22 protein-coding genes are annotated in these 25,936 nt (G+C 70.5%); 6 read left to right on the top strand and 16 right to left on the bottom strand.

The window, feature by feature from the left end; genetic code table 11:
• Positions 1 to 139: 139 nt before the first annotated feature.
• Positions 140 to 454, bottom strand: coding sequence for an STAS domain-containing protein (locus OJ997_RS29540; RefSeq protein ID WP_270028949.1), 315 nt, complete (start codon positions 452 to 454; stop codon positions 140 to 142).
• Between the two features lie 29 nt (positions 455 to 483).
• Here OJ997_RS29540 and OJ997_RS29535 point away from each other — a divergent pair, with 29 nt between their 5' ends.
• Positions 484 to 909 carry an acyltransferase gene (locus OJ997_RS29535; RefSeq protein WP_270028948.1) on the top strand — a complete coding sequence of 142 codons (426 nt, stop codon included), beginning with the start codon at positions 484 to 486 and terminating at the stop codon, positions 907 to 909.
• Here the strand turns inward: OJ997_RS29535 and OJ997_RS37905 are convergent.
• The gene (locus tag OJ997_RS37905) at positions 873 to 2,075 is read right to left on the bottom strand and encodes a glycosyltransferase family 4 protein (protein ID WP_270028947.1); all 1,203 of its coding nucleotides are present in this window, start codon (positions 2,073 to 2,075) and stop codon (positions 873 to 875) included. The genes OJ997_RS29535 and OJ997_RS37905 overlap by 37 nt on opposite strands.
• Positions 2,076 to 2,537 carry a hypothetical protein gene (locus tag OJ997_RS29525; protein ID WP_270028946.1) on the bottom strand — a complete coding sequence of 154 codons (462 nt, stop codon included), beginning with the start codon at positions 2,535 to 2,537 and terminating at the stop codon, positions 2,076 to 2,078.
• Positions 2,538 to 2,578: 41 nt separating this feature from the next.
• Here OJ997_RS29525 and OJ997_RS29520 point away from each other — a divergent pair, with 41 nt between their 5' ends.
• Positions 2,579 to 3,679: an ABC transporter substrate-binding protein gene (locus OJ997_RS29520; protein WP_270028945.1), complete on the top strand. Its 1,101-nt coding sequence runs from the start codon at positions 2,579 to 2,581 to the stop codon at positions 3,677 to 3,679.
• On the opposite strand, the gene treY is transcribed toward OJ997_RS29520, so the two are convergent.
• From treY to OJ997_RS29500, 4 genes are read right to left on the bottom strand one after another with little or no spacing between them, the layout of a single operon-like run.
• A complete protein-coding gene (gene treY, locus OJ997_RS29515; RefSeq protein WP_270028944.1) occupies positions 3,666 to 5,615 on the bottom strand; it encodes a malto-oligosyltrehalose synthase in 1,950 nt (649 codons plus the stop codon). The two genes, OJ997_RS29520 and treY, sit on opposite strands and share 14 nt — an antisense overlap.
• The gene (gene glgX / locus OJ997_RS29510; protein WP_270028943.1) at positions 5,612 to 7,732 is read right to left on the bottom strand and encodes a glycogen debranching protein GlgX; all 2,121 of its coding nucleotides are present in this window, start codon (positions 7,730 to 7,732) and stop codon (positions 5,612 to 5,614) included. Before glgX ends, treY begins: the two co-directional genes overlap by 4 nt.
• The gene (treZ, locus tag OJ997_RS29505) at positions 7,732 to 9,459 is read right to left on the bottom strand and encodes a malto-oligosyltrehalose trehalohydrolase (RefSeq protein ID WP_270028942.1); all 1,728 of its coding nucleotides are present in this window, start codon (positions 9,457 to 9,459) and stop codon (positions 7,732 to 7,734) included. The genes glgX and treZ overlap by 1 nt, the downstream gene beginning before the upstream one ends.
• Positions 9,456 to 10,385, bottom strand: coding sequence for a nucleoside hydrolase (locus tag OJ997_RS29500; protein ID WP_270028941.1), 930 nt, complete (start codon positions 10,383 to 10,385; stop codon positions 9,456 to 9,458). The genes treZ and OJ997_RS29500 overlap by 4 nt, the downstream gene beginning before the upstream one ends.
• A 40-nt stretch (positions 10,386 to 10,425) precedes the next feature.
• Between OJ997_RS29500 and OJ997_RS29495 the strand changes: the two genes are divergently transcribed.
• Positions 10,426 to 11,643, top strand: a complete 1,218-nt coding sequence (locus OJ997_RS29495) for a hypothetical protein (RefSeq protein ID WP_270028940.1) — start codon at positions 10,426 to 10,428, stop codon at positions 11,641 to 11,643.
• A gap of 7 nt (positions 11,644 to 11,650) precedes the next feature.
• On the opposite strand, the gene OJ997_RS29490 is transcribed toward OJ997_RS29495, so the two are convergent.
• From OJ997_RS29490 to OJ997_RS29470, 5 genes are all read right to left on the bottom strand, one after another.
• Positions 11,651 to 12,622 (bottom strand): GGDEF domain-containing protein, encoded by a 972-nt coding sequence (locus tag OJ997_RS29490; protein WP_270028939.1) that lies wholly within the window; start codon positions 12,620 to 12,622, stop codon positions 11,651 to 11,653.
• Between the two features lie 67 nt (positions 12,623 to 12,689).
• Positions 12,690 to 14,867 (bottom strand): 1,4-alpha-glucan branching protein GlgB, encoded by a 2,178-nt coding sequence (gene glgB / locus OJ997_RS29485; protein ID WP_270028938.1) that lies wholly within the window; start codon positions 14,865 to 14,867, stop codon positions 12,690 to 12,692.
• A gap of 4 nt (positions 14,868 to 14,871) precedes the next feature.
• Positions 14,872 to 16,218, bottom strand: coding sequence for a maltokinase N-terminal cap-like domain-containing protein (locus tag OJ997_RS29480; protein ID WP_270028937.1), 1,347 nt, complete (start codon positions 16,216 to 16,218; stop codon positions 14,872 to 14,874).
• Positions 16,215 to 17,894, bottom strand: a complete 1,680-nt coding sequence (gene treS / locus OJ997_RS29475; RefSeq protein WP_270028936.1) for a maltose alpha-D-glucosyltransferase — start codon at positions 17,892 to 17,894, stop codon at positions 16,215 to 16,217. Before treS ends, OJ997_RS29480 begins: the two co-directional genes overlap by 4 nt.
• A gap of 2 nt (positions 17,895 to 17,896) precedes the next feature.
• Positions 17,897 to 19,840 carry an alpha-1,4-glucan--maltose-1-phosphate maltosyltransferase gene (locus OJ997_RS29470; RefSeq protein WP_270028935.1) on the bottom strand — a complete coding sequence of 648 codons (1,944 nt, stop codon included), beginning with the start codon at positions 19,838 to 19,840 and terminating at the stop codon, positions 17,897 to 17,899.
• Positions 19,841 to 19,872: 32 nt separating this feature from the next.
• Between OJ997_RS29470 and OJ997_RS29465 the strand changes: the two genes are divergently transcribed.
• On the top strand, positions 19,873 to 21,093 hold the full coding sequence (locus tag OJ997_RS29465; protein ID WP_270028934.1) for a 4-alpha-glucanotransferase: 1,221 nt from the start codon (positions 19,873 to 19,875) through the stop codon (positions 21,091 to 21,093).
• A 221-nt stretch (positions 21,094 to 21,314) separates the two neighbouring features.
• On the opposite strand, the gene OJ997_RS29460 is transcribed toward OJ997_RS29465, so the two are convergent.
• Positions 21,315 to 22,091 (bottom strand): PP2C family protein-serine/threonine phosphatase, encoded by a 777-nt coding sequence (locus OJ997_RS29460; RefSeq protein ID WP_270028933.1) that lies wholly within the window; start codon positions 22,089 to 22,091, stop codon positions 21,315 to 21,317.
• Positions 22,092 to 22,122: 31 nt separating this feature from the next.
• A complete protein-coding gene (locus OJ997_RS29455; protein WP_270028932.1) occupies positions 22,123 to 22,512 on the bottom strand; it encodes a hypothetical protein in 390 nt (129 codons plus the stop codon).
• A 66-nt stretch (positions 22,513 to 22,578) separates the two neighbouring features.
• Here OJ997_RS29455 and OJ997_RS29450 point away from each other — a divergent pair, with 66 nt between their 5' ends.
• A complete protein-coding gene (locus OJ997_RS29450) occupies positions 22,579 to 23,301 on the top strand; it encodes a metallophosphoesterase family protein (RefSeq protein ID WP_270028931.1) in 723 nt (240 codons plus the stop codon).
• Here OJ997_RS29450 and OJ997_RS29445 read toward each other — a convergent pair.
• Together OJ997_RS29445 and OJ997_RS29440 are read right to left on the bottom strand one after the other, a co-directional pair.
• The gene (locus tag OJ997_RS29445) at positions 23,261 to 23,593 is read right to left on the bottom strand and encodes an MmcQ/YjbR family DNA-binding protein (RefSeq protein ID WP_272600423.1); all 333 of its coding nucleotides are present in this window, start codon (positions 23,591 to 23,593) and stop codon (positions 23,261 to 23,263) included. The two genes, OJ997_RS29450 and OJ997_RS29445, sit on opposite strands and share 41 nt — an antisense overlap.
• 32 nt (positions 23,594 to 23,625) lie before the next feature.
• The gene (locus OJ997_RS29440; RefSeq protein WP_270028929.1) at positions 23,626 to 24,534 is read right to left on the bottom strand and encodes a glycine betaine ABC transporter substrate-binding protein; all 909 of its coding nucleotides are present in this window, start codon (positions 24,532 to 24,534) and stop codon (positions 23,626 to 23,628) included.
• Between the two features lie 71 nt (positions 24,535 to 24,605).
• Between OJ997_RS29440 and OJ997_RS29435 the strand changes: the two genes are divergently transcribed.
• The coding region (locus OJ997_RS29435; protein WP_270028928.1) for a S8 family peptidase at positions 24,606 to 25,936 on the top strand (1,331 nt) is incomplete at its 3' end.

Raw genomic sequence — 25,936 nt, 5'->3', positions numbered from 1 at the left:
CGGAGACCCCATTGGAACCCTCACTCCAATGCCTATGTCCGCGAACCACAGGCGTCATCTCATGCTCATGGCCACGTCATGAGAAGTCAATGCGCCGTGGACGTAAATCCACGCCCTTGTAGCGTTCTGGAGGTGCTGTTCAGCTCACGAAGCGCCGCATTCCGGTCAACTCGAAGACGCGCGCGACCTGGCCGTCCCCTTCGAGCATCGAGAATGGCTGGCCGTGCAGCTGGGCGCGGGCCTCGAGCCGGACGGCCAGGCGCAGCCCGGAGACGTCCATGAACTCCAGCTCCCGCAGGTCGAGCACGACGGGTCCGCCGCCGTCGCGCAGGACGGTGTCCATCTGGCCTTCGAGTGAGGGGACGGTGGAGCAGTCGAGCTCGCCGTGCACCTGGACAAGCGTGGTCTTGCCGACCTGCTTGGCTTCCGTGGTGAAGGGTTCGATCCACAGCAAGGTAGCGCGCGGTGTTTGACCGGCGACGCGTGTCAACCGGCCCTCACGTGCACGTGCACCGGACCGCGCGGATCGAGGTCGCGCGCGGCGCGCGTGTGGTGCTCGGGCGCGGCGTGGTGCTCGGGCCGGACGCGCGCATCACCGCGCACGGCGGAACCGTGAAGGTCGGCGCGGGCGCCCGGCTGGGCGAGCGCGCCGCGATCGTCTCCCACACGGGCGTGGAGATCGGCGAGGGCGCGCTGATCGAAGACTGGGCCGTGATCGACGACGCGGCGCCGACGTTCGCGGACGTCGAGCGGCCGATCCACGCGCAGCCCGCGCGGCACGCGCCGGTGAGCATCGGGGCGGGCGCGCGGGTCGGCCTGCACGCCGTGATCGGCGCGGGCGCGCACGTGCCCGCGGGCGCGACGGTGGAGCCCTACGCCGTCGTGCGGGACGTGACGAGCCGCTCGTAGACCGCGGTCGTCTGGCGCGCGACGTCGGCCCAGTCGAACCGCAGCACGTGCTCGGAGGCTTCCGCGACGAGCCGGTCGCGCAGCTCGTCGTCGGTCAGCAGCTGCTGCGCCATCCGCTCCAGCGAGCGCACGCTCGACGCCCGGAAGCGCAGGCCGACCTTGCGCCCGCGCGGGACGACTTCGCGCAGCCCGCCGGTGTCGGCGACGATCGTCGGGCAGCCGGACGCCATCGCCTCCAGCGCGACGAGCCCGAACGGCTCGTAGATCGACGGCACCAGGCACAGGTCGGCGATCCGGTACAGGTCGGCGATCCGGTACAGCGAGTGCAGCACGTCGTCGCCCGTCCAGCCGATGAACGTGCCGTGCTCCATCAGGTTCAGGCGCTCGGCCTGCGCCTTGAGCTCGGCCTCGGCCGTGCCGGAGCCCGCGATCAGGAAGCGGACCTTGCCGACACGGCGGATGAGGCCCGGGAGCGCGTCGAGCGCGAGGTGGAAGCCCTTCTCGTAGACGAGCCGCCCGACGAGGAGCACGAGCTGCTCGTCGGGCGCCGCGAACTTCGCGCGCAGGCGCGGGAGGTCCGAGACGGGCTGCAGGTCGGTGGGGTCGATGCCGTTCGGGATCGCGGTGACCTTCGCGCGCGGGAGCCCGTAGATGTCCGTGACCTGCTCGCGCATGAACTCGGAGCACGTGATCACGCTGTCGGCGGCGCGCGTCATCCGCTTCTCGACGCCGTGGATGTAGGACTGCGGGTGCTTGTTCACCCAGCCCTGATGGCGGCCGTACTCGGTCGCGTGGACGGTGACGAGCCACGGGACCCGGCGCTTGCGGGCGAGCTGGCGCGCGGCCGCGGCCACCAGCCAGTCGTGCGAGTGGACGAGGTCGAACCCACCGCCGAGCTCGGCGCCCGCGGCGAGCATGTCCTCGTTCATGTGGTCGACCCAGGCGATGAACGCGTCCAGGTCGTCCTTGGGGAACTCGGGCTCGCGCACGCGGTGCACGTGGACGCCGTGGCGCTCCTCGTGCGCGTCCAGGCGCCCGCCGCCGCGCGTGACCACGTGCACTTCGTGGCCGTCGCGCACGAGCTGCTCGGAGAGCTTGCGGACGTGGCGCGCGAGGCCGCCCTCCACGATCGGCGGGTACTCCCAGGAGAGCGTGAGGATGCGCACTTAGTCGCGGAGCCTAGCTGGGAACCGGTGGAGAACCCACTCCGCCGAGAGCGGCTCGCGCCGGTAGCTGCGGCCGCCGACGAGCACGTAGTCGCGCGTGCGCAGGTCCATCGGCAGGTCGCGCTCGATCGGGTACCAGTCGTTGTGCTGCTGGATGAGCTCGTTGAGCTCGTCGAAGCGCGCCCGCTCGGCGAACTCCGTCCAGCGCTGCGCGAACGCCGCCTCGTCGCCCGCCGACTCCTCGCGCAGCGTGCGGTGCGCCCGCGCGAAGCGGCGCTTCTGGTAGGCGATCGCGTTGTCGATCTCGGCGATCCGCTCCATCCAGCGCGGCTTGACGCCGGCCTTCAGATACGACTCGACCGTACGCTGCGCACCGAGCGCCCGGCCGGAGATCGGCTTGCCGAGGCCGGTCGCGGCGTCCAGATCCTTCTTGACCAAACGTTCCGCGGCACTGCGATCCATCACGCTTCATTCTACGAGCGCCGGGGTACGAGAAGCGCGCCATGAAACGGATCATTGCGGCGTTCCTCATTGCCGGGGCATTCCCGGCCACCGCCACCGCGCAGCAGCCGACGGTGTACTCGAGCCTGCCCTTGAGCGGCGCCTCGCGCGTGCAGACCAAGGCGGTCAACGACGGCGCCCGCCGCGCGCTGAAGGAGGCCGGCAACCCCGTGCGGCTCGTCACGCTCAACAGCGCCACGCCGCGCGCCGGCTCCTGGACGGTGGGACGGACGCGCGCGAACGCCCGCAGGGCGGCGAAGGACGCCTCCACCGTGGCCTACATCGGCGAGTTCAACTCGGGCGCCGCCAAGGTGTCCGTGCCGATCCTCAACCGCGTCGGAATCCCGACGATCAGCCCCTCGAGCACGTACAACGGCCTCTCGACCGGCGGTCCCGGAACGACGTCCGGCGAGCCCGGCCGCTACTACCCGACCGGCGTGCGCACGTTCTTCCGGATCGTGCCGAACGACCACGTGCAGGCCGCCGCGCTCGTGACCGCGATGCGCGACCGCGGCTGCAAGGCGCTCGCGTTCGTCCACGACGGCGAGGTCTACGGCAAGGGCATGAACGCCGACGCCGTCGCGACCGCCGCGCGCTTCGGGCTTCCGGTCGTGGCGAACCGCCGGATCAGCCGCGGTGCGCCGAGCGCGGTCCGCCGCGCCAAGGCCGACTGCATGGCCTACACCGGCATCACGGTCAACGGCGCCGTGCGCCTGTTCCGCTCCAGCGCGCTGCGCGGGATGCAGCTCTACGGCAGCGACGGCGTGGCCGAGACCGGCTTCGTCGGCCGCCTGCCCCGATCCGTCGCCCGCCGCACGTTCGTGACCGTGGCCACGCTCCCGACGCCGGCCCAGTTCGGCAACCGCGACCCGTACTACACCTACGGCTACGAGGCGATGAAGCTGATCTTGGACGGCTTCGTCGCGTCCGGCGGCACCCGTGCGGGCCTACTCGCCTGGCTGCCCACCGTCCAGAACCGCCAGAGCGTCCTCGGCACGTACGGCTTCGACGCCAACGGCGAGACCACGCTGCGCGCGTACGGGCTCTACGCCGTCACGCGCGACCGCGAGTTGGCCTACGAGGGCGCGATCACCGCCGGCTGAGCACCAGGAGGCCGTCGAGCTCCAGCTCGGCGGCCCACTCGCCTTCGGGGCGCGGCAGCTCGCCTTGGCCCCGCAGGCGGACGGCCACGAAGACCTGGTCCTCGCCGCGCGTGAAGGCGACGACGTCCTCGCCCGCCTCGACCGCCGCGTACGCGCCCGCGAACGCCTCGGGCAGCCGCTTGCGCAGCGCCAGCAGCGTGCGGATCACCTGCAGCTTCGCCGGCGGCGCGGCGGACGCGAGCGCCGCGCGGCGCTCGTCCCAGTCGACGGCGCGGCGGTTGTCGGGGTCCACCAGCGACAGGCACAGCAACTCGTCGCCCTGGTAGATGTCGGGCACGCCCGGCACCGTGAGCTTGAGCGCGAGCTGGCCCAGCGCCGACTGCTCGCCGGCCGCGGCCACCTGCTCCTGGAAGGGCAGGAACGTGCGCAGGAAGTCGCGGTGCGTGAGCAGCGCCCGGGCGAACGACTGCACGGCGCCCTCGTGCTCCTCGTTGACGTCGACCCAGGTCGTGTGCTGCTTGGCCTCGCGCATCGCCTTTTCGAGGTAGCCGTGCAGGCGGTCCTCGGAGATCGGCCACGCGCCCAGCAGTGTCTGGAAGATGAAGAGCTGCTCGACCGGCGTCGGCGCGCCGCCGCTGGTCAGCGAGCGGCAGACGGAGAGCCACGTGCGCACGTGCGCGGCGTACTCCTCGGGCATCGACGCGAGCGTGCCGATCCGCGCCCGCACGTCGCCGGAGCGCTTGGTGTCGTGCGTCTGGGTGACCAGCAGGTTGTTCGGGAAGCGCTCCGCCCGCTCGGCGTTGCCGCGGTGGAAGTCACGCACGGACACGCTGAAGCGGCCCGGGTCCCCGCCGACGTCGTTCAACGCCAGCAGCCGCGCGTAGCGGTAGAACGCCGTGTCCTCGACGCCCTTGGCCATCACAGGCGGCGTCGTCTGCTGGAAGCGCGTGATGAACGCCTCCCAGCCCGGGACCTCCAGCAGCAGCTTGGAGGCCAGCGAGGCGGGCAGGCCGGCCTCGGCGACGGCGTGGCGGTCCTCGTCGGCCACCTTCCCCGACCACGGCTCCACGTAGGTGCGGTAGACGGGGAACGACGCCAGCGCGCGCTCCAGGCCCGCGACGCGCTCGGGCGCCTCACGCAGCAGCCGCTCGACCTCGGGCGCGAACGCCGTCCGCGCCTGCTCGAGCTTGGCCTCGAAGGCGAGCTCGCCGAAGCGCCGGTCGTCGCCGGAGACCTCGACCCACAGGTCGGTCAGCGGCGCCTCGCCCGCGGGGTCGACGAACAGCGCGGCGACGTCGTTGAGGAACTCGTAGCCGACGGTGCCGTCAATCGCCCAGTCGCGCAGCGGCTCGCCCGGGTCGAGGATCTTCTCCACCCACACGTGCTCGGCGCCGCCGTCGCGCAGCCGCTGCAGGTAGCCCGCGGGGTCCGCGAGCCCGTCCGGATGGTCGATCCGGAGCCCGTCGACGATCCCCTCGTTCACGAGCCGCAGCGCGAGCTTGTGCGTCTCCGCGAACACCTCGGGGTCCTCCTGGCGGACGCCCGCGAGGTGGTCGATGTCGAAGAAGCGCCGGTGGCGGCCCGTCTTCTCGTCGAGGTCGAAGAACTTGCGCCGCAGCTCCGGGTCGCTCCAGTAGCGGTTCTTCTCATCCGTCGCCATGTGGTTCGGGACGATGTCGAGCACGATCCCGAGCCCCGCCTCGCGCGCGACCGCGACCAGCTCCAGGAACTCGTCCTCACCGCCCAGCTCGTTGGAGATCGAGCCGGGGTCGACGACGTCATAGCCGTGCGTCGAGCCCTCCCGCGCCTGGAACGACGGCGGCAGGTACAGGTGCGAGACGCCGAGGTCGGCCAGGTACGGAACGAGCTCGCGCGCGGCGGCGAAGCCGAAGTCGCCGCCGAGCTGGAGCCGGTAGGTCGCGCGCAGGTCGCTCATGGCTGATCGCGGCGCAGGAGGACCAGGGAGTGATGCACGAGCTCGAGCTCGTCACCGGCGACCGGGGTCTCGTCCCCGGGTTCCACGTCGGGCCGCGCCGTGTCGAGCATGACCGTCCACGCGTCCCCGAACTTGCCGTCCGGAAGCGTGAAGGTGTGGTCCTCGTGGTGGCCGTTGAACAGCAGCAGGAACGACTCGTCGAGCACCTGGCGCCCGCGCGCGTCCGGCGAGGTGATCTCCTCGCCGTTCAGGAACAGCCCGACGACGGGGACGAGGCCGTTCCAGTCGTCGTCGCGCATCGGCTCGCCGTCGGCGCGGAACCAGGCCGCGTCCGGCAGGCCCGAGCCTTCGACCTCGCGCCCGAACAGGAACTCCCGCCGGCGGAACACGGCGTGCGCGCGCCGCAGCGCGATCAGCCGCTTGGTGAAGTTCAGCAGCGGCTCGTGCTTCTCGATCAGCGACCAGTCGAACCAGGAGATCTCCGAGTCCTGGCACCAGCCGTTGTTGTTGCCGCCCTGCGTGCGACCGAACTCGTCGCCGCCGAGCATCATCGGCGTGCCCTGCGAGAGCAGCAGCGTGGCCAGGAAGTTGCGCTGCTGGCGGTCGCGCAGCGCGTTGATCTCCGGGTCGTCGGTCTCGCCCTCGACGCCGTGGTTCCAGGACCGGTTGTCGTCGGTCCCGTCCCGGTTGCCCTCCTTGTTGGCCTCGTTGTGCTTCTCGTTGTAGGAGACGAGATCGCGCAGCGTGAAGCCGTCGTGGGCGGTGATGAAGTTGATCGACGCGAACGGGTGGCGCCCGTCGGACTGGTAGAGGTCGCTCGAGCCCGTGAGCCGGTTCGCGAACTCGCCGACGTGCGCCTCGCCGCGCCAGAAGTCCCGCATCGTGTCGCGGTAGATGCCGTTCCACTCCGACCACAGCACCGGGAAGTTGCCGACCTGGTAGCCGCCCGGGCCGACGTCCCACGGCTCGGCGATGAGCTTGACCTGGGACAGGATCGGGTCCTGGTGGATGACGTCGAAGAACGCGGACAGGCGGTCGACGTCGTAGAGCTCACGGGCCAGCGCGGACGCCAGGTCGAAGCGGAAGCCGTCGACGTGGCAGTCGATCACCCAGTAGCGCAGCGAGTCCATGATCAGCCGCAGCACGCTCGGGTGCATCACGTTGAGCGTGTTGCCCGTGCCCGTGTAGTCCATGTAGTGGCGCGGGTCGTCGGGCACGAGCCGGTAGTAGGACTTGTTGTCGACGCCGCGGAAGGACAGCATCGGGCCGAGGTGGTTGCCCTCGGCGGTGTGGTTGTAGACCACGTCGAGGATGACCTCGATGCCCGCCTTGTGCAGCGCCTTGACCATGCCCTTGAACTCGCGCACCTCCTGCCCCGCCTTGCCGGTCGCGGCGTAGGGGGAGTGGGGCGCGAGGAAGCCGATCGTCGAGTAGCCCCAGTAGTTCGTGAGCCCGCGCTCGTCCAGGAACGACTCGTCGGCGATGTGGTGCACCGGCAGCAGCTCGACCGCGGTCACGCCGAGGTCCTTCAGGTAGCCGACGGCGGCGTCGGACGCCATCCCCGCGTACGTGCCGCGCAGGTCCTCGCGCACGTCCGGGTGGCTCATCGTGAAGCCCTTGACGTGCGTCTCGTAGATCACGCTGTCCGCGAGCGGCGTGGCCGGCGGGCGGTCGTCCTGCCAGTCGAAGCGCGGGTCGATGACCACGCACTTCGGGATCGCGGCCGCGTCGTCGGAGTCGTCGGGCGTGAGGTCGTCGTCCTCGCCCCCCATCGGCTCGTACGGGTGCACGTTGCCGTTCTCGAAGAGGATCGGCCCCTCGATCGACTTCGCGTACGGATCCATCAGCAGCTTGGCCGGGTTGAAGCGGTGGCCGGACTGCGGGTCGTACGGGCCGTGGACGCGGTAGCCGTAGCGCTGGCCGGGGTGCACGCCCGGCAGGTAGCAGTGCCAGTTGTAGGACGTGCGCTCGGTCAGCTCGACGCACGTCTCCTCGTCGTCGTCGCCGAACAGGCACAGGACCACGCGCTCGGCGTGCTCGGAGAAGATCGAGAAGTTCGTGCCCTCGCCGTCCCAGGTGGGACCGAGCGGGAACGGGGATCCGGGCCAGACCTCCATCAGCGCACCAGCGCTCCGGACAGGGGTGCAAGGACGACGAATCCGGGTTCGAGCGTCGGCTCGTGGGTGCTCAGGACGATCTCCTCAGTGCGGTCGCGGGGTACGTGCACGGCCGTGCGGGCGAAGTTCGCCAGCAGCGTGTGGTCACCGCGCTTGACGGCGAGCCAGCCGGCGCGCTCGTCGAAGGTCACTTCGTCGACGTCGCCGGCGGGCAGCGCGCGGCGGGCGCGCAGCAGCGCGCGATGCAACTCGCGCAGACCCTCCGGCTCACCTTCGCGCGTGAGCTTGGAGCGCTCGAACGTGGCGACGTCCTGCGGGTCGGGCACCTCTTCACCGGCGAACGCGGCGAAGGAGGCGAACTCACGGCGGCGCCCTTCGCGGGTGGCGTCCGCGATCTCCGGGTCGATGTGGTCCGTGAAGAACTGGAACGGCGCCCGCTCGCCGTATTCCTCGCCCTGGAACAGCATGGGCGTGAAGGGTGACAAAAGCGTGCAGAACGCCGCGAGTGCCCGCGCCTGCACGGGGAGCCGGTCCCCGAACGCGCGGTTGCCGACCTGGTCGTGGTCGGCGGAGAAGACGATGAAACGCTCCGGCGGCACGTCGAACGCCGGCGCCCCGAAGCGGCGCTTGCGGAACGTCGAGTAGTTGCCGTCGTGGACGTGCGGGCGGCGGAAGGCCTTCGCCAGCAGCGCCAGCTCGTCGAACTCCTCGTACCAGCCCTGGGTCTCGCCCGTGAGCAGGACGCGCAGCGCGTGGTGGAAGTCGTCGGCCCAGGCGGCGTCGCAGCCCCAGCCGCCCAGCTCACGCGCGCGCATGACCTTCGGGTCGTTCATGCCCGACTCGGCGATCACGAGCGCGCCCGGGTGGATCGCGTGCACGCGGCGGGAGACCTCGGCCACCAGGTGCTCCGGGCTCGAGTCGGAGATCGCGTGGATCGCGTCCAGCCGCAGCCCGTCGAGGTGGAAGTCGCGGATCCACTGCTCCGCGCTCTGGCACACCCACTCGCGGACGGCGTCGGAGTGCTCGCCGTCCACGTTCAGGGAGGCGCCCCAGGGCGTCTCGTGCTTGTGGGTGAAGTACGGGCCGTACGCCAGCACGGCCTTGTTGCCGGAGGCGCCGATGTGGTTGTAGACCACGTCGAGCACGACGGCGAGGCCGAGCGCGTGCGCGGCGTCGACGAGCCGCTGCAGTGCCTCCGGGCCGCCGTAGGACGACTGGGCGGCGCTCAGGTAGACGCCGTCGTAGCTCCAGCCGCGCGCGCCGGGGAACTCGGCCACGGGCATCAGCTCGAGCACGGTCACGCCGAGGTCGGCGAGCTCCTGCAGGTGCGGGATCGCGCCGTCGAACGTGCCTGCGGGCGAGAACGTGCCGACGTGCAGCTCGTAGATGACCGCGTCGTGCAGGCCGGGGGTGCGGAAGGCGTGGTCGGTCCAGGCGAAGGCGTGCGGGTCGAACACGCGGGACGGGCCGCGCAGGCCCTCGGGCTGCCAGCGCGAGCACGGGTCGGGCAGCGCCTCGCCGTCGATCACGTACTGATAGTCGGCGCCGGCGGGGACGTCCAGCTCGGCCTCGTAGACGCCGAAGCCGACGAGGTCGAGCGCATGGTCGGCGCCGCCGGTGCGCAGGAGCACCTCGGTCGGATCCGGCGCCCAGACGCGGAACCGCGTCCGGCCGTGGCGCTCCGGGAACGCGCCGAGGGGGCGCTGGAAGGGGTAGTCGGCGCTCAAGCCAGCGAGCCGATCCGCGAGGTGAGCAGGTCGATGAAGCGGTCGGCGTCCACGTCGACGGCGACGTGCGCGTTCGCGGGACGGTCCGTGCGGCGCAGCTGGTCGACCACCGTGCGGCCACGGCACGGGCCTTGCGTGACGTCGATCTCGACGCTCAGCGGCGTGGTCTTGAGGATCTTCGGGTCGATCACGTGGGCGACGGCGAGGGCATCGTGCACTGGGGTGTCGTCATGCCCATAGACCTCCAAATGGAACCGTCGGTAGAAGGCGTGCAGGTCGGCGACGACCGCACCCGCCCGCCCCGTCTCGCGCAGCGCCTCGGCGCGCGCGGCGCTGAGCATCGCCTGGTGGGTGACGTCGAGGCCGATCATGGTCACGTCGGCGTCGGACTCGAAGACCCGCAGGGCCGCCTCGGGGTCGCACCAGAGGTTGAACTCGGCGCTCGGCGTGACGTTGCCCAGGCCGATCGCGCCGCCCATCACGACGATGTCCTCGATGTTCTCGACCAGCTCGGGATGCATCGCGATCAGCAGCGCGATGTTGGTGAGCGGGCCGACCGGGATCAGCGTGAGCGGGCGCTTGCGCAGCTCGCGCGCCATCAGCTCGACGGCGTGCAGCGGCTCGGGCTCGCGGGACGGCGGCGGCAGGTCCGGGCCGTCCAGGCCGGTCTCGCCGTGCACGTCGGCGGCGAGACCGGCCGTGTCGTGCACGAGCGGGCGCGCGGCGCCCGCGGCGACCGGGATGCCGGTCGCGTTCGCGACGTCCAGCACCCGGATGGCGTTGGCCGTGACCTTGTCCAGCGTCTGGTTCCCGGCCACGGTCGTGACGGCCACGACTTCCAGCTCAGGGCTCGCGAGCGCGAGCAGCAGCGCCATCGCGTCGTCGTGGCCAGGGTCGCAGTCGATGATCACCGGCGTCTTCGGCATGGCGCATCATTCAAGCGGGCCGCGTGTTCACATCGTCGCCATGCAACTCCTCGCCCTGATTGCCACCGCGCTCATCGCCCAGGCCGCACCCGTCGTCTCGACCGGCGGATCGGAGTCGGTCACCACCGGCTCAGCCGTCGTCACCGGCGTCGTCAACCCCGGCGGAGCGGGGACCACGTACCGCTTCGAGTACGGAACTTCGACCTCCTACGGGCTCACGACCCCCGATCAGGACGCTGGTTCCGGAACCGCCGACGTCAACGGGCGAGCCACGATCACCGGGCTGACCGCGAACACGACGTACCACTACCGGATCGTCGCCACCCAGGGCACGAGCGACCCGGTCCGCGGCGGGGATCGCACGCTGCGCACCTCGGCCACGCCCTCGGCGCCGTCCGTCTCCAGCCGCGCGGCCACCGGCGTGACCGGCAACGGCGCCACGCTCAACGCCGGCATCAACCCGCGCGGGCAGGCCACGAACGTCTACTTCGAGTACGGGACGTCGACGTCGTATGGCACCCGCACCCCCACGGTCCCGATCGGCGCGGGCAGCTCGACGGTCTCGACCACCGCGCCGGTCAGCGGCCTGCGGCCGAACACCCGGTACAACTACCGCGCCGTCGCCACCAGCGCCGCGGGCGTCACGCGCACGAGCAACCGGACGTTCACGACGACCCGCGTGCCGACCGGCGTGGCCATCACGCCCTCGACCGTCAAGCCCAAGTGGGGCACCGGCCTGACGATCACGGGCAGCGTGACCGGCTCGGGCACGACGCCCGTCGCGGTCGAGAAGCTCGACTTCCCGTTCACGGGCCAGTGGGTGCAGCTCGCCACGGCCACCTCCAACAGCTCCGGCTCGTTCACCGTGACCGTGCCGCCGCTGGTCGCCACCACCCGCCTGCGCGTCGCGACGCGCACGTCGACGGTGGTCACCAGCGGGGTCAGCACGATCAGCGTGGCCGTCAAGGTGGGGCTGAAGACGAGCCGCGTCTCGAGCCGGCGTACCCGGATCACGGGCGCGATCTGGCCCTCGGTGCCTAGCGGCCGGGCCTCGCTTCAGCGCCAGTCGCGGAGCGGTCGCTGGATTCCCGTCGGGCGGTCCAACGTGTCCGCGTTGTCCGGCGACCGCTCGCGCTACTCGTTCACGGTCACGCGCTCCCGCACGCGGGCCATGAACTACCGCGTCGTCGTCAACCCGCGCAACAACGGCCTCCAGGTCTCTGGCACCTCGCGGGTGATCAACCTCAAGCGCCGATAAGCGCCGGTTAAACGTCCTGGACGTTTAAGTACGTTTCCCGCGCGTCCTTGACCGTGTGCAGGCGACGGTCGAGGGTGCGCAGGAGCGTCGCGCGGTCGTCGCCGTCGACCGGGTGCACGGCGGCGACGACGGTCAAGTTGAGCGGGCCGTCGCCGGCGTCCACGCGGGCGCCGGCGTCCCGCAACGCCTCCCGCAGGCGCTCGGCGGCGTCGTCGCCCGCGCCCGGGGCGACGAGCGCGAACTCGTCACCGCCGATCCGCGCCAGGCAGTCGCCGGTGCGGACCTCGGCCGACGTGTGCGCGGCCAGCTCCCGCAGCACGCGGTCGCCCGTGGTGTGGCCGAAGCGGTCGTTGATCTGCTTGAACAGGTCGATGTCGATGAGCAGGACGGTGAAGACGTGCCCGGTCTCGAACGCGCACGCCAGCGCCTCGTCGAACGCGCGCCGGTTCGCGAGCCCCGTGAGCGGGTCGACGCGGGCCATGTGGTGCTGCTCGCGCTCGGCCTCGACCAGGCGGCGCTTGAGGAACTGGATCGTCGCCACCAGGCCCGCGTAGGCGACGGCGTAGGAGACCGTGCGGTGCACGAGCAGGCCGTTCGGCCCGTCGGAGAGCACGATCGGCGAGGCGTACGTGAGGATCTCCAGCGCACCGAGTCCGATCGCGTAGCGCAGCGGGAAGAAGTACGCCACGTACAGCATCGGCAGGACCAGCACCGGGCCGAGGTAGGCATTGGCGCCGCCCGTCACGAATAGCGCGAGCGCCACCAGCGGCTGCAGCAGCACGACGGCGACGGCGTGCCCGCGGATCGAGACCTTCTGCCAGGGGATCAGCCGCGTGATGCACGCGAGCGAGTACCCGACGGTGAACGCGGCCAGCGCCCAGAACGCGACGTCATGATCCTCGGGCGCGCCCGGAAGGAAGCGGCAGACGATCGCGACCGCCGCCGCGGCCAGCCAGAGGAAGCCGGAGACCGGGCCCATGAGGTGGCGTTCGTCTTGCACACCCCACTATTCGGCCCGGTCCGGTCCGGTTTGAGTCAAATTCCGCTCAGGATTCTTCGGGGACCAGCCAGATCGCCCCGAGCGGCGGCAAAGTGACCGCCGCGCTGAACGGCTGGCCGTGCCAGCCCTCGCCCTCGGCGTCGACGCCGCCCATGTTCCCGACACCCGAGCCGCCGTAGTTGCTCGCGTCGGTGTTGACGACCTCGCGCCAGCGCCCGGAGCGGGGCAGCCCGATCCGGTAGTTCTCCCGCACGACCGGCGAGAAGTTGCCGACGAACAGCGCCACGCGCTCGGAGTCCTTGGTCCGACGGGCGAACGCGACCACGTTGTCGTCGGCCGCGTTGGCCTCCGTCCACCAGAAGCCGTTGCCGTCGAAGTCCATCTCCCACAGCGCCGGCTCGTCCTTGTAGGCCTTGTTCAGGTCCCGGATGAGCGACTGGATGCCGGAGTGCTCCGGGTTCTCGAGCAGGTGCCAGTCCAGCGAACGCGACTCGTTCCACTCCTGCTCCTGCGCGAACTCCTGGCCCATGAACAGGAGCTTCTTGCCGGGGTGCGCCCACATGTAGGCGTACAGGGAGCGCAGGTTCGCGAGCTTCTGCCAGCGGTCGCCCGGCATCTTCGTCAGCAGCGAGCCCTTGCCGTGCACGACCTCGTCGTGCGACAGGGGCAGGATGAAGTTCTCCGTGAACGCGTAGACGAGGCTGAAGGTCAGCTCGTGGTGGTGGAACCGGCGATAGATCGGGTCGTTCTGGAAGTACGCCAGCGTGTCGTGCATCCAGCCCATGTTCCACTTGAAGCCGAATCCGAGCCCGCCCAGGTACGTGGGGCGTGAGACGCCCGGCCACGCCGTCGACTCCTCGGCGGCGGAGATGACCCCCGGCTCGCGCGAGTGGACGACCTCGTTGAACTCCTTCAGGAACGCGACCGCGTCCAGGTCCTCGTTGCCGCCGTACTGGTTCGGCACCCACTGGCCGTCTTCGCGCGAGTAGTCGAGGTAGAGCATCGACGCCACGGCGTCCACGCGGATGCCGTCGGCGTGGAACTCCTCGAGCCAGAACAGCGCGTTCGAGACGAGGAAGTTGCGGACCTCGTGGCGCCCGTAGTTGAAGACGAGCGTGCCCCAGTCGGGGTGCGCGCCGCGGCGCGGGTCGTCGTGCTCGTAGAGCGCCGTGCCGTCGAAGCGGGCGAGCGCGAAGTCGTCGCGCGGGAAGTGCGCCGGGACCCAGTCGAGGATCACGCCGATCCCGTTCTGGTGCACGCGGTCGACGAACTCGCGGAAGTCGTCGGGCGTGCCGAACTTCGGCGTGGGCGCGAAGTAGCCCGTCACCTGGTAGCCCCACGAGCCCGTGAACGGGTGGGCCATCACCGGCAGCAGCTCGATGTGGGTGAAGCCCATGTCCTTCGCGTACGCCGACAGCTCGTCGGCCAGCTCGAGGTAGTTCAGCGACCGGTTGTCCTCGAGCGGGTTCAGCCGCCACGAGCCCAGGTGCACCTCGTAGATCGACATCGGGCCTTCCAGCGCGCTGGACTTGCGGCGCGCCTCCACCCACTTCTTGTCGTTCCAGACGTGCTTGGGGTCGTGCACGACCGAGGCGGTCTTCGGCGGCACCTCGGTGGCGAACGCGACCGGGTCGGCCTTCAGCCGGATCTCGCCCTCCTGGGTGAGGATCTCGAACTTGTACCGGGCCCCGTCGCCCACGCCGGGCAGGAACAGCTCCCACACGCCGGAGGAGCCGAGCGAGCGCATCGGGTGGATGCGGCCGTCCCAGTAGTTGAAGTCGCCGACGACGGACACGGCCTTGGCGGACGGCGCCCAGACCGCGAACGCGGTGCCGGTGACGCCGTCGGACTCGGTCACGTGCGCGCCCAGGCGCTCCCACAGCTCCTCGTGCCGGCCTTCGCCGAGCAGGTGGACGTCGAGCTCGCCGATCGTCGGCAGGAAGCGGTACGGGTCCTCGATCGTGACCGTGCCGGAGTCGCCGTAGTCGACCTCGAGCGTGTAGGCCAGCGGCAGGTCCGCGCCCTTGATGAAGCCCTCGAACACGCCGCCGGGGTGCACCTGCTCGAGCGCGGAGTGCGAGCCGTCGGCCGAGACGACCTCGACCTTCGCCGCCGCCGGGCGGAACGTGCGGATCACCACCCCCTTGCCGTTCGCGGGGTGGGCACCGAGGTATCCATGGGGGTTCGCGTGCTGGCGGGATACCAGCTGGTCGGCTTCACTCATCTGTTCACTCCGCTTCCAGGAGCCGCAGGATCCCGGCAACCGGGATGGCGACCCAATCGGGTCGGTTGTTCAACTCGTAACGCAACTCGTATACGGCCTTTTCGAGCTCGAAGACGGCGAGCAGCTGCTCGATCGCCTGTTGGCCAGGGGGCAGCAACGAGCCGTCCACAGCTCCGTAGTACCCACTGAGGAACCGTTCACGTGCGCGCGCCTCCCAGTCCGCCGGCGCCTCCACCCCGCGCAGGAGCTTGGAGCCCGCCGTGGCGTAGGAGAACGAGCGCAGCATGCCGGCGACGTCGCGCAGCGGCGAGCGCTTCAGCCGGCGCTCCGGGAGCGGGCGCGCGGGCTCGCCCTCGAAGTCGAGCACCACCCAGCCGCGCGGGGAGAGCATCGTCTGGCCGAGGTGCAGATCGCCGTGGGTGCGGATCACGCGCCCGCCGACGGTCGCGTGCGCCAGCAGCGAGAGCTTCTCGCGCACGTCCTGCCCGCGCCCGGCGATCGGCGCCGTGGCCTCCATGTCAGGCAGGTCGAGGAAGACGCGCTCGATCTGCTCGTCGACGTCGGCGTACAGGATCGACAGCGACTCCGCGGACGGCTCGACCGGCGCGAAGTCCGGGTCGGAGTTGTCCGAGCCGAGCGCCGTGTGCAGCTCGCCGATGACGACGCCGAGCGCCTCGACGCGGTCCAGCAGGCCCTCGGGGTCGGTGCCGAGCTCGTCGAGCGTCAGCTCCCAGCCGTCGTGCGCGCCGGCGAGGAACTCCTGCAGGATCCCGAGCGTCGCGGACACGTGGCGGCCGTCGACCTCGTACCAGCCGTGCAGCGCGGCGATGTGCGGGAAGCCGCGCTTGGTCAGGAAGCGCAGCAGCTCGAGCTCCGGGTTCACGCCCGGCTCGATCCGGCGGATCGCCTTCATGATCAGCTCGCTGCCGAAGACGATCGACGTGTTGGACTGCTCGACGCCGACGGGACGCACCTCGACGTCGTCGTCCGGCACGTGGTCGGCGGTCCAGCGGAACGCGAAGTCGCCCGCGTCGCGGTTGGCCGCCATCGCCTTGAGCAGCTCGCGGCCGGTCTCGGGGTCGGCCAGCGCGTCGTAGACGGCGCGCCCCTCCGCCTCGTAGATCGGGTCGGCGCCGCCGCTCTCGCGCAGGGCGAACGGCACCTGGTAGGTCTCGTGGGTGCCGACCGGGAAGCGCGCCTCGATCAGCGCGAGCACCAGCTCGTCCGACAGCGCGACCGAGTCGACGACCTCGATGCTCGAGACCTCGCGGGTCTTGGACGCGAACCAGCGCTGGGCGACGACCCAGTCGTTGAGCACACGCTCGTCTATGAAGGCGAGATCGGTGGTCATTCCGGCTCATCCTTCACGAGTTGGAACCAATAGAAACCGCGCGGTGCGAGCGTCAGCAGGTAGGGGAGCTCGCCGATGCTCGGGAAGCGCGAGCGGCCGAAGATCTCCACGGGTGACCGTCCTTCGTAGGGCGAGAGGTCGAGCTCCACCGCCTGGGCGGAGCGCGCGAGATTGTGGACGCACAACATCACGTCCTCCTCGTACGTGCGGACGTGGGCGAAGATCTTCGGGTTCGACGGCGTCAGCGGGTCGTACGCGCCGAGCCCGAACACGGGGTGCTCCTTGCGCAGCGCGACGAACCGCCGCAGCCAGCGCAGGAGGCTGTACGGCGTGCGCATCTGGGCCTCGACGTTGACCGCCTGGAAGCCGTACAGCGGGTCCATCAGCGGCGGCGCGTAGAGCTGGGCGAAGTCCGCGCGGCTGAAGCCGCCGTTGCGGTCGCCGCTCCACTGCATCGGCGTGCGCACCCCGTCCCGGTCGCCGAGGTAGACGTTGTCGCCCATCATGATCTCGTCGCCGTAGTACAGGACCGGCGCGCCCGGGAGGCTGAAGAGGATCGCGTGCAGCAGCTCGATCTCGTCGCGGCCGCCCTCCATCAGCGGCGCGAGCCGACGGCGGATGCCGACGTTGATCTTCATCCGCGGGTCCTTGGCGTACTCCGCGTACATGTAGTCGCGCTCTTCGTCCGTGACCATCTCGAGCGTGAGCTCGTCGTGGTTGCGCAGGAACAGGCCCCACTGGCAGTTGTCCGGGATGTCGGGGGTCTGGCGCAGGATCTCGTAGATCGGGTTGGCCTCCTCGCGCCGCACCGCCATGAACATGCGCGGCATCACGGGGAAGTGGAAGGCCATGTGGCACTCGTCGCCGTCGCCGAAGTACTCGACGACGTCCGCCGGCCACTGGTTCGCCTCGGCGAGCAGCACGCGGTCGGGGTAGTGCTTGTCGATCTCCGCCCGGACCCGCTTGAGGTAGGCGTGCGTCTCGGGGAGGTTCTCGCCGTTGGTGCCGTCGCGCTCGTACAGGTACGGGACGGCGTCCAGGCGGAAGCCGTCCATGCCCAGGTCCAGCCAGAAGCGCAGGACCTCCAGCATCGCGTCCTGGACCTCGGGGTTGTCGAAGTTCAGGTCGGGCTGGTGGGAGAAGAAGCGGTGCCAGAAGTAGGCGCCGGCCTCGTCGTCCCAGGTCCAGTTCGAGGACTCGGTGTCCGTGAAGATGATCCGCGCCTCGCTGTACCGCGTGGGGTCGTCGGACCACACGTACCAATCGCGCTTCGGGTTGTCCGGGCTCGATCGCGACTCCCGGAACCACGCGTGGTCGGAGGACGTGTGGTTCATCACCAGGTCGGCGATGACGCGCATCCCACGCTGATGGGCGGCCTCGATGAAGGCCCGGACGTCCTCGACCGTCCCGTAGTCGGGCTGGATCTCGAGGAAGTCGCTGATGTCGTAGCCGCCGTCACGCAGCGGCGACTTGAAGAACGGCAGCAGCCAGATGCAATCCACACCCAGCCACTGCAGGTAGTCGAGCTTCTCGGTCAGGCCGCGGAAGTCGCCGGAGCCGTCGCCGTTGGCGTCGAAGAAGGCGCGCGTGTGGATCTCGTAGAACACGGCCGTCTTGAACCACAGCGGCTGGGCCTCGAACCACTGCCCCGGGTCGTTGCGCGTACCTGCCGACACGCTCACAGCACCTTGAACACGTGGAACTGCTTGCCGACGACGTGCGGGTCCAGCTCCACGTAGTTCTGGCCGATCCGCCAGTCGTAGTGGTTGCCCGTGAACTGGTCCTCGACCACGAACACCGGCGGTAGGCCGAGCATCGCGGGGATCGTGACCAGGCCCGACTGCCCGTGGTGGGGATCGAGGTTGGTGACCGTGATGATCGTGTTCCCGGGCTCCTGCTTCGCGAAGGCGAACAGCTGGTCGTTCTGGCCGTCAAGCCAGAAGACGTTGCTCAGCTGCTGCAGCGCCGGGTTCTCGTGGCGGATCGTGTTCAGCCGCCGCATCATCGGCAGCAGCGGGCCGTCGAGCTTGCGGTCCTTGATCTCGTACTTCTCGGAGTTCAGGTACTCCTCCGAGCCTTCCTTGACCGGGACGTTCTCGAAGTGCTCGTAGCCGCTGTAGATGCCGTAGGACGGTGACAGCGTGCCGGCGAGCACGAGGCGCGTGACGAACGCGGGCGGGCCGCCGTGCTGCAGATAGGCGTGCAGGATGTCCGGCGTGACCGGGAAGAAGTTCGGCCGGAAGTACTCCTTCTCCTCACCCCAGGCGAGCTCGTTGAAGTACTCGACCATCTCGTGGCGCGAGTTCTTCCACGTGAAGTACGTGTAGGACTGCGTGAAGCCGAGCTTGGCCAGCTCGCGCATGACGGCTCTTCTCGTGAACGCCTCGGACAGGAAGACCACGTCGCGGTCGACCTTGTGGACCTCCTTGATGATCCACTCCCAGAACGCGAACGGCTTGGTGTGGGGGTTGTCGACGCGGTAGCACTTGATCCCGCAGTCCACCCAGTGCAGGAAGACGTCGCGCCAGGCGTTCCAGAGGCCCTGCCAGTCGTCCGTGTCCCAGTTGAAGTTGTAGATGTCCTGGTAGCGCTTGGGCGGGTTCTCGGCGTACTTGAGCGTGCCGTCGGGGCGCTGCTGGAACCACTCGGGGTGCTCCGTGAGCCACGGGTGGTCGGCGGAGGCGTTGAGCGCGATGTCCAGCGCCACGTCCATCCCGTGCTTGTGGGCGGTCGCGCACAGATCACGGACGTCCTGCTCGGTGCCGAGCTCGGGGTGGACGGCGAAGTGGCCGCCCTCCTTGCCGCCGATGGCGTATGGGCTTCCCGGGTCGTCCGGGCCCGCGGTGAGCGAGTTGTTGCGGCCCTTGCGCTTGTTGACGCCGATCGGGTGGAACGGCAGCAGGTACAGGACGTCGAACCCGAGGTCGGCGACGTCCGGGACGATCGCCTCCACGTTCTTGAAGCCGCCGAACGAGCGCGGGAACAGCTCGTACCAGGCGGAGAAGCGCGCGCGGACGCGGTCCACCTCGACCGTGACGGGCTTCTCGAGGGCGCATGCCCCCTCGCGCTCTTGGGAAAGCTCCATCGCTTGGAACAGCTCCGGACCCAGCGCGACGTCGAACTGGTGGTTGATGTCGGCGTCGGACTCGAGCACGCCGATCGCCCACTCGATGCTGCCCTTGGCGTCCTGGTCCTTGGCACGCTCGAGGGCGCGCTTGAGGAAGATGACGCCCTCGGAGAGCTCGGAGGTGAGGTCCTCGTCGAGGTCGGCGGCGACCTTGCGGCGCAGCTCGTCGTGCCAGGTCGCCCAGCGGTCGGTCCACGCTTCAACCGTCCACTGCCAGGTTCCCGGCGTCTCGACCGTGAACTCACCCGCCCAGCGCACGCCGCTGACGTGCGCGTCCACGGCGTGCAGCTCGGCCTCCAGCCAGCGGCGTCCGCCCGGCGCCTTGTACTTGACGACGGCCTTCAGCTTCTCGTGGCCGTCGCGGAATATGTCGGCGGAAACGGCGACGGTGTCGCCAACGGTGCGCTTGACGGCGTACCGACCATTGTCGAGGACCGGCGCCGGCTTTGCGATCCTGATCCGGCGCGGGCGTTCACTGCGCTTCGGTGCGGGCATCTCTGCCCGGGAGTATCCGACAAGTCGATCACATGAACCTTCCTCGTACATCCGGGGTGCAGCTGCACCCGACCTCATTGCCATCCGGACGCCTTGGTCCGGAGGCCTACGCCTGGGTCGACTGGCTCGCCGCGGCGGGCCAGACCTGGTGGCAGATGCTGCCGCTCTCACCTCCCGACAAGCACGGCTCGCCGTACAAGTCGGCCTCGGCGTTCGCCGCTTCCCCCACGTTGTTGGCGGAGCCGGGCGCTCCGGTCAGCGACGCGGAGCGGTCGGCCTTCCGGGAGAAGGCGTCCGACTGGATCGAGGACTGGATCGCCTTCGCGGGCGAGGCGGCCCTGGACGATCAGGTGCGCTTCGACCGTGAATGGGCCGCCCTTCGCGGTTACGCCGCTGACCGTGGCGTGAAGCTGATCGGCGACGTCCCGATCTACGTCGCGCCCGAATCCGCCGACGAGCGCGCCCACCCGGAGATCTTCAAGCCGGGCTTCGTCGCCGGCGTGCCGCCGGACGCCTTCACCGAGGACGGCCAGCTGTGGGGCAATCCCGTCTACGACTGGCCTGCGCTGCAACGCCGCGGCTACGCGTGGTGGATCGCCCGCCTGCGCCGGATCTTCGAGCTCTTCGACCTGGTCCGGATCGACCACTTCCGGGCCTTCACCGCCTACTGGGCCGTGCCGGAGGACTCCCCGGTCGCGTCGACCGGCACCTGGAAGCGCGGCCCGGGCGCCGCGCCGCTGCTCGCCGCCCGCGAAGCGCTGGGCTCGCTGCCGGTGATCGCCGAGGACCTCGGCGTGATCACCCCGCCCGTCAAGCGCATGCGCGAGTCCCTCGGGCTGCCCGGGATGGCGGTGCTGCAGTTCGGCTTCACGCCGTCGGAGCGCAACACACAGCACGTGCCGGCCAACCACGAGGAGAACCAGGTCGTCTACACCGGCACCCACGACAACGACACCATCCGCGGCTGGTACGACGGCCTCGGCCGCGAGCCGCTGGCGCTGGTCCAGGAGGCGCTGGACGAGTACGGCATCGTCGAGGACGAAGGGCACTGGGCGATGATCCGCCTGGCCTTCGCTTCACCCGCGATGCTGGCGATGGTGCAGTTGCAGGACGTGCTGGGCCTTGGGCACGAGGGGCGCATGAACCAGCCGGGCACGGCGGGCGGCTGGGGCTGGCGGCTGGACGCTGTGCCGTCGTTGGAGTTGGCGGAACGGCTGCGGGCGGCGACGGAGGCGGCGGGACGAATCGCGTGAACGTCAACGCCGTGCGTTCCCCGTCGGGCGATTCGCTCGGGCCGAAAGCGAAACGAACATCGTCCTGCGACGTCATCCGTCACTTGACGCCCCTGAGGGGGGTCAACTGACGGATCACCCTGACGGCACGGGCGCGGCTGGTCGCTCGTGATCGAGTCGAGGTGAACGCCTGAGCGTTCACTCAGTGAGGGGAACCCTCCTCACCTGCCCGCATCACGCCGCTAGTGGGTGTGATCAGCCGTTAGAGGGTCCTGCCACGCCGTGGCCAGGTCCTCGCGGATCACGACGTCGCAGACGATGGCGGAGATGTTGTCCCTCGCACCCGACTCGAGCGCCAACGCGATCAGGCGGTCCGCGCACTCGCCGCGGTCCGCGTGCCGCAGCAAGAGCTCACGCAGAGTGTCGAAGTCGACGACGTCTGACAGGCCGTCCGAGCAGAGGAGCAGGCGGTCGCCGAACAGCGCGGGGAGCAGCTGCGTGCTCGGGCGGCGCTCGGGGTCTCCGTCCAGCGCGTGCATGACGACGTTGCGGTGGGGGTGGCGGCGGGCCTGCTCGGGGGTGAGGTGGCCGGCGTCGATGAGGTCCTGGACGAGGCTGTCGTCGCGGGAGAGCTGGGTGAGCTCGCCGCTGCGCAGGAGGTAGGTGCGGGAGTCGCCGATGTTGGCGACGACGTAGGTGCCGTCGTTGGACAGCGCGACCGCGGTGAGGGTCGTGCTCATGCCCTCCATCTGCGGGCGGGCGCCGGCGATGAAGCCGATCGACTCGTTGCCGAACGCGATCGCGTTCTCCAGCGCGGCGTCGAGCGGGATCTCCAGGCGGCTCTTGTCCAGTAGCGCGAGCGACTCCACGACCCGTTGGCTGGCGACCTCACCGGCCGCGGCGCCACCGACGCCGTCCGCGACCGCCGCCAGGCGTGAGCTGGTGAACACCGCGTCTTCGTTGTTCGCCCGTCGCCCGATGTCGTTACGGGCGGCGCATTCGAGCGCCAAGGCCGGCATGGCGGCATCGTAACCGCGTGTGAAGCGGTTGTCAGCGACTTTCGTACGGGTCGTTGTCCAGCGGGAAGTAGACCGGGGCGACCTCGCTCCTCCCGTCCGGGTAGGTGCGGTAGCCCATGAGGCCGAAGCGGATGCCGCGAATCCCGCCGCGCGGCACCTTCACGCGGGCGCTGTAGCGGCCGTCGCGACCGGTGCCGTCGGCGCGGGTGACCGCACCCTGTCCGCGGAGGCGCACGAACAGCTCGCCGGCGCCGAACGGCTTGCCGTCCGCCGTGTAGAGCCGCCACTTGACGGTGATCGTCGTACCGGCCTTGGCCGCCTTCGGCAGCGTGCTCTCCAGGTGCGCGCGCACGTCCTCCTTCGCGCTCGCCACCGGAGCGGCGACGAGCAGTGCGACGAGGATCACGAGCACGATCCGCACGCCACCAATACTCCCACCGGACGCAAGCGGTTCTCGCAACCGTTGGGTTGCGCTACGATCCGCGTCGTGAACGTCCTCGCGCTGTACGACATCCACGGCAACGTCGATGCGCTGGAGGCCGTGCTCGCCGCCGCGCCCACCCCGGACCTGGTGCTGGTCGGCGGCGACGCGCTGCCCGGCCCGTTCGCGCGCGCCACGCTCGACCGGCTCGCCGAGCTCCCCACCCGCTGGATACGCGGGAACGGCGAGCGCGAGACCGCCGAGGCGCTCGACGGTCCCGAGCCCGCCGCCGACGACCTGGCCGCCGTCACCGCCAAGCGCAACGCCGGCGAGCTGGGCGCCGCGCTCGTCCGTCCGCTCGGCGAGCTGCCGCTCACCACCGAGATCGACGGCGTCCTCTACTGCCACGCGACCCCGCGCGACGACGCCGAGATCCTCACGCGCATCAGCCCCGAGGAGCGCTACGCCGAGGCGCTGAGCGGCGTCACCGCGTCGATCGTCGTCGCCGGCCACACGCACCAGCAGCACGACCGCACGGTCGGCGGCGTCCGCTTCCTCAACGCGGGCAGCGTCGGCCTCCCCTACGAGGGCGACGGCGCCGCTCGCTGGCTGTGGGTCGCCGACGGCGTGCCCGAGCTGCGCGCCACGCCCTACGACGCCGCCGCGACGGGCGAGCGCATGAAGGCGATCTGGCCCGACGTCATGTCGATCGACGCGGCCCTCGTTGCACCGGTCCCCGCGCTCGAGATCACGAAGCTCTTCGAGCAGCGCGCTCGACCAGCGACGTAGGCGCGATCTCGGCGTAGGCGTCCTCGATCGCGCCCGCGATCTCGTTCCAGTCCAGCCCGGTGTTCAGGTGCACGCCGATCCAGCCGCGATGGCCGACGTAGGGCGGGCGGAAGTAGTGGTCGGGCTCGCCCTCGACGAGCGCCTGCTGCATCCCCTCGGGCGCCGCGCACCAGAGCGCGAGCCGGCCGTCGCCGTGGTGGTCGTTCAGGAACATGACGAACGTCTTCTTGCCGCGCACGAACCACGTGGGCGAGCCGTGGCTGAGCCGCTCCGTCACCTCCGGGAGGGCCATGCAGAGCGTGCGTACGCGGTCGAGCTCGGCGCTCACGGACCGGCAGGTTGCCAGAAGCGCGCGAGGTCGGAGATGCGCGCGAGGCCCAGCCGGCTCGCCGTCTCGGTCTTGGTGACGAAGACGTTGCTGTCCTGCGCGCGGGAACGGCGCATCGGCTCCACGTCGATCCGCGCGAGCGTGCGTTTCAGGCCCGCCTTCAGGCGCTCGGGCGAGGTGCCGACGAGGTAGCGCAGGAGCGAGCCGTCGTAGGCCGGGTAGAGGTCGATCTGGTCGCGGCGGAGCTTGCGCACGGCCTCGGGACGCAGCCCGCGGATGTCGCGCACGACGACGCGGAACCCGCCGGCCCGGAGCGCCTCGGCGTACAGGTGGGCGAGCGTCTCGTTCTCGTCGAAGCTCATGTAGCCGATCACGATCCGCTTGCCGGGCTTGCGCGCCGCGTCGCCGCCGAGGCCGTTCGCGTCGACGAACTCCCCGCCGACCGCCTCGGGCATCCGGCCGTCGATCACGGCCTGGTTGAGGCCCCGCAGCGCGAGCGTCGTGAGCGCCGCCGACGCGTCGTTCAGGCGGCGCCGGATCTCCTTCGCCCGCTTGCCGTAGCCGCGCAGCAGCCCGCGCCGCACGGCGGGCACGACGTAGTCGGGGTAGATCATCGAGCGGTCGTCGCGAAGCGTGACGATGTCGGGCCGCGAGACCTGCGGGTTGGAGGAGAACGCGATCGCCACCTCGGCGAGCCCGTCGTCGAGCGCGGAGATGCCCGCGTCGGCGACCGTGAGCGGCACGAACGCGGACTGCACGTCGAGTCCGTATGCGGACTCGAGCCCCTGTCCACAGGCCGGATTCACGAGGCAGTCCGACGGTGCCGCGAGCCGCACCTCCTGTGCCTGCGCAGGCGCAGAAACGAGCCAGAACACGAGCGCGACGCCAACCGCGAGCCACCGCATGAGCCGACCATACCGGTTGACACGAAGAACATCCAAAGCGGTAGGTTGCACTTGAGCAGGAGGTGCTCTCAGTGCCCTGCCGGACCTCAATCCTGGCCGTCGCCGGAGCGGCGGTGCTTGCCCTGAACGCGTCTGCCGACGCCGCGCCGACCGATGCGCTCCAGGGCGAGCAATGGGCCGTCGCACCCGCGACGGTGTTCGACCTTCCGGGCGCGTGGGCGCTGTCGGAGGGCGCCGGCGTCACCGTCGCCGTGGTCGACTCGGGCATGCGCATGGACCACCCCGACCTCGCGCCGAACGCGTGGACGAACTTCGCCGAGGTGCCCGGCAACAACGTCGACGACGACAACAACGGCTACGTCGACGACGTCCACGGCGTTGACCTCACGAGCACGCGCACGGGCCAGGACCTGCACGACGGGTTCGGGCACGGCACGCACGTCGCGGGGACGATCGCGGCGGCGGCGAACAACCGTGGGGTCGTCGGCGTCGCCTACCGGGCGAAGCTGATGACGGTCAAGGTGCTCGACGACAACGGCGGTGGGACGACCGGCGGCGTTGCCGAGGGCATCCGCTACGCGGCGGCGAACGGCGCGCGGATCATCAACCTCAGCCTCGAGGGCGACACCGACGACCCGCGCATGCGCGCCGCGATCGATGCCGCCGCCGCGGCCAACGCGCTGATCATCTGCTCCGCCGGCAACAGCGGGCTCAACGTCGACACCAAGCCGGTCTACCCCGTGTCGATCGCCGCGCCGAACGTCGTCGGCGTCGCGGCGACCGCGCCCGACGACGGCCGCAAGCTGCCCGACTTCTCCAACTACGGCAAGCTCACGGTCCCGGTCGCCGCGCCCGGCGTGGAAGTGATCTCGACCTCCAAGTCCGGTGGCTACGAGTACAAGTCCGGCACCTCGATGGCGGCGCCGCACGTCGCCGGCGTGGCCGCGCTGATGGCCGCCGTCGCCCCCAACCTGCCCGCCGCCGAGCTGCGCGCGCTGCTGCTCCAGCACGCCGAGCGCGCCTCGCTGCCGGTGAGCGCGGGCTACGTCGACGCGCTCGGCACGGTCCTCGCCGCGAGCGAGGCCTCGAGCTACGACGCCAGCCAGCCACCCGCGCTGCGCGTGCTGAGCGCGACCCGCAGCGGCCGCACGACTCAGGCCCAGCTCGCGGTGCTCGGCGCCGCTACGGCCGTCAAGCGCGTCGTCGTCAAGGTCGACGGCCGCCGCGCCGCCTCGCTCCGCGGCGGCCGCACCGTGCTCAACGTGCGCGTGCGCGGCCGCGCGGGCCGCCGGCTCGTCGTCGAGGCCTTCGCCGCCGACGGCCGCCGCCTGTCCCGCGCTGCGCGCGAACAGCCGCCCCGCGGCCTCCAGCACGAGCTTGCGGTTGCGGGCGGCATCCGCGC

The sequence above is a fragment of the Solirubrobacter phytolaccae genome (assembly GCF_027587195.1).
GTDB classification, from domain to species: domain Bacteria; phylum Actinomycetota; class Thermoleophilia; order Solirubrobacterales; family Solirubrobacteraceae; genus Solirubrobacter; species Solirubrobacter phytolaccae.
The sequence above is the reverse complement of the archived record's forward strand: the minus strand, read 5'-3'. Positions and strand labels throughout refer to the sequence as shown.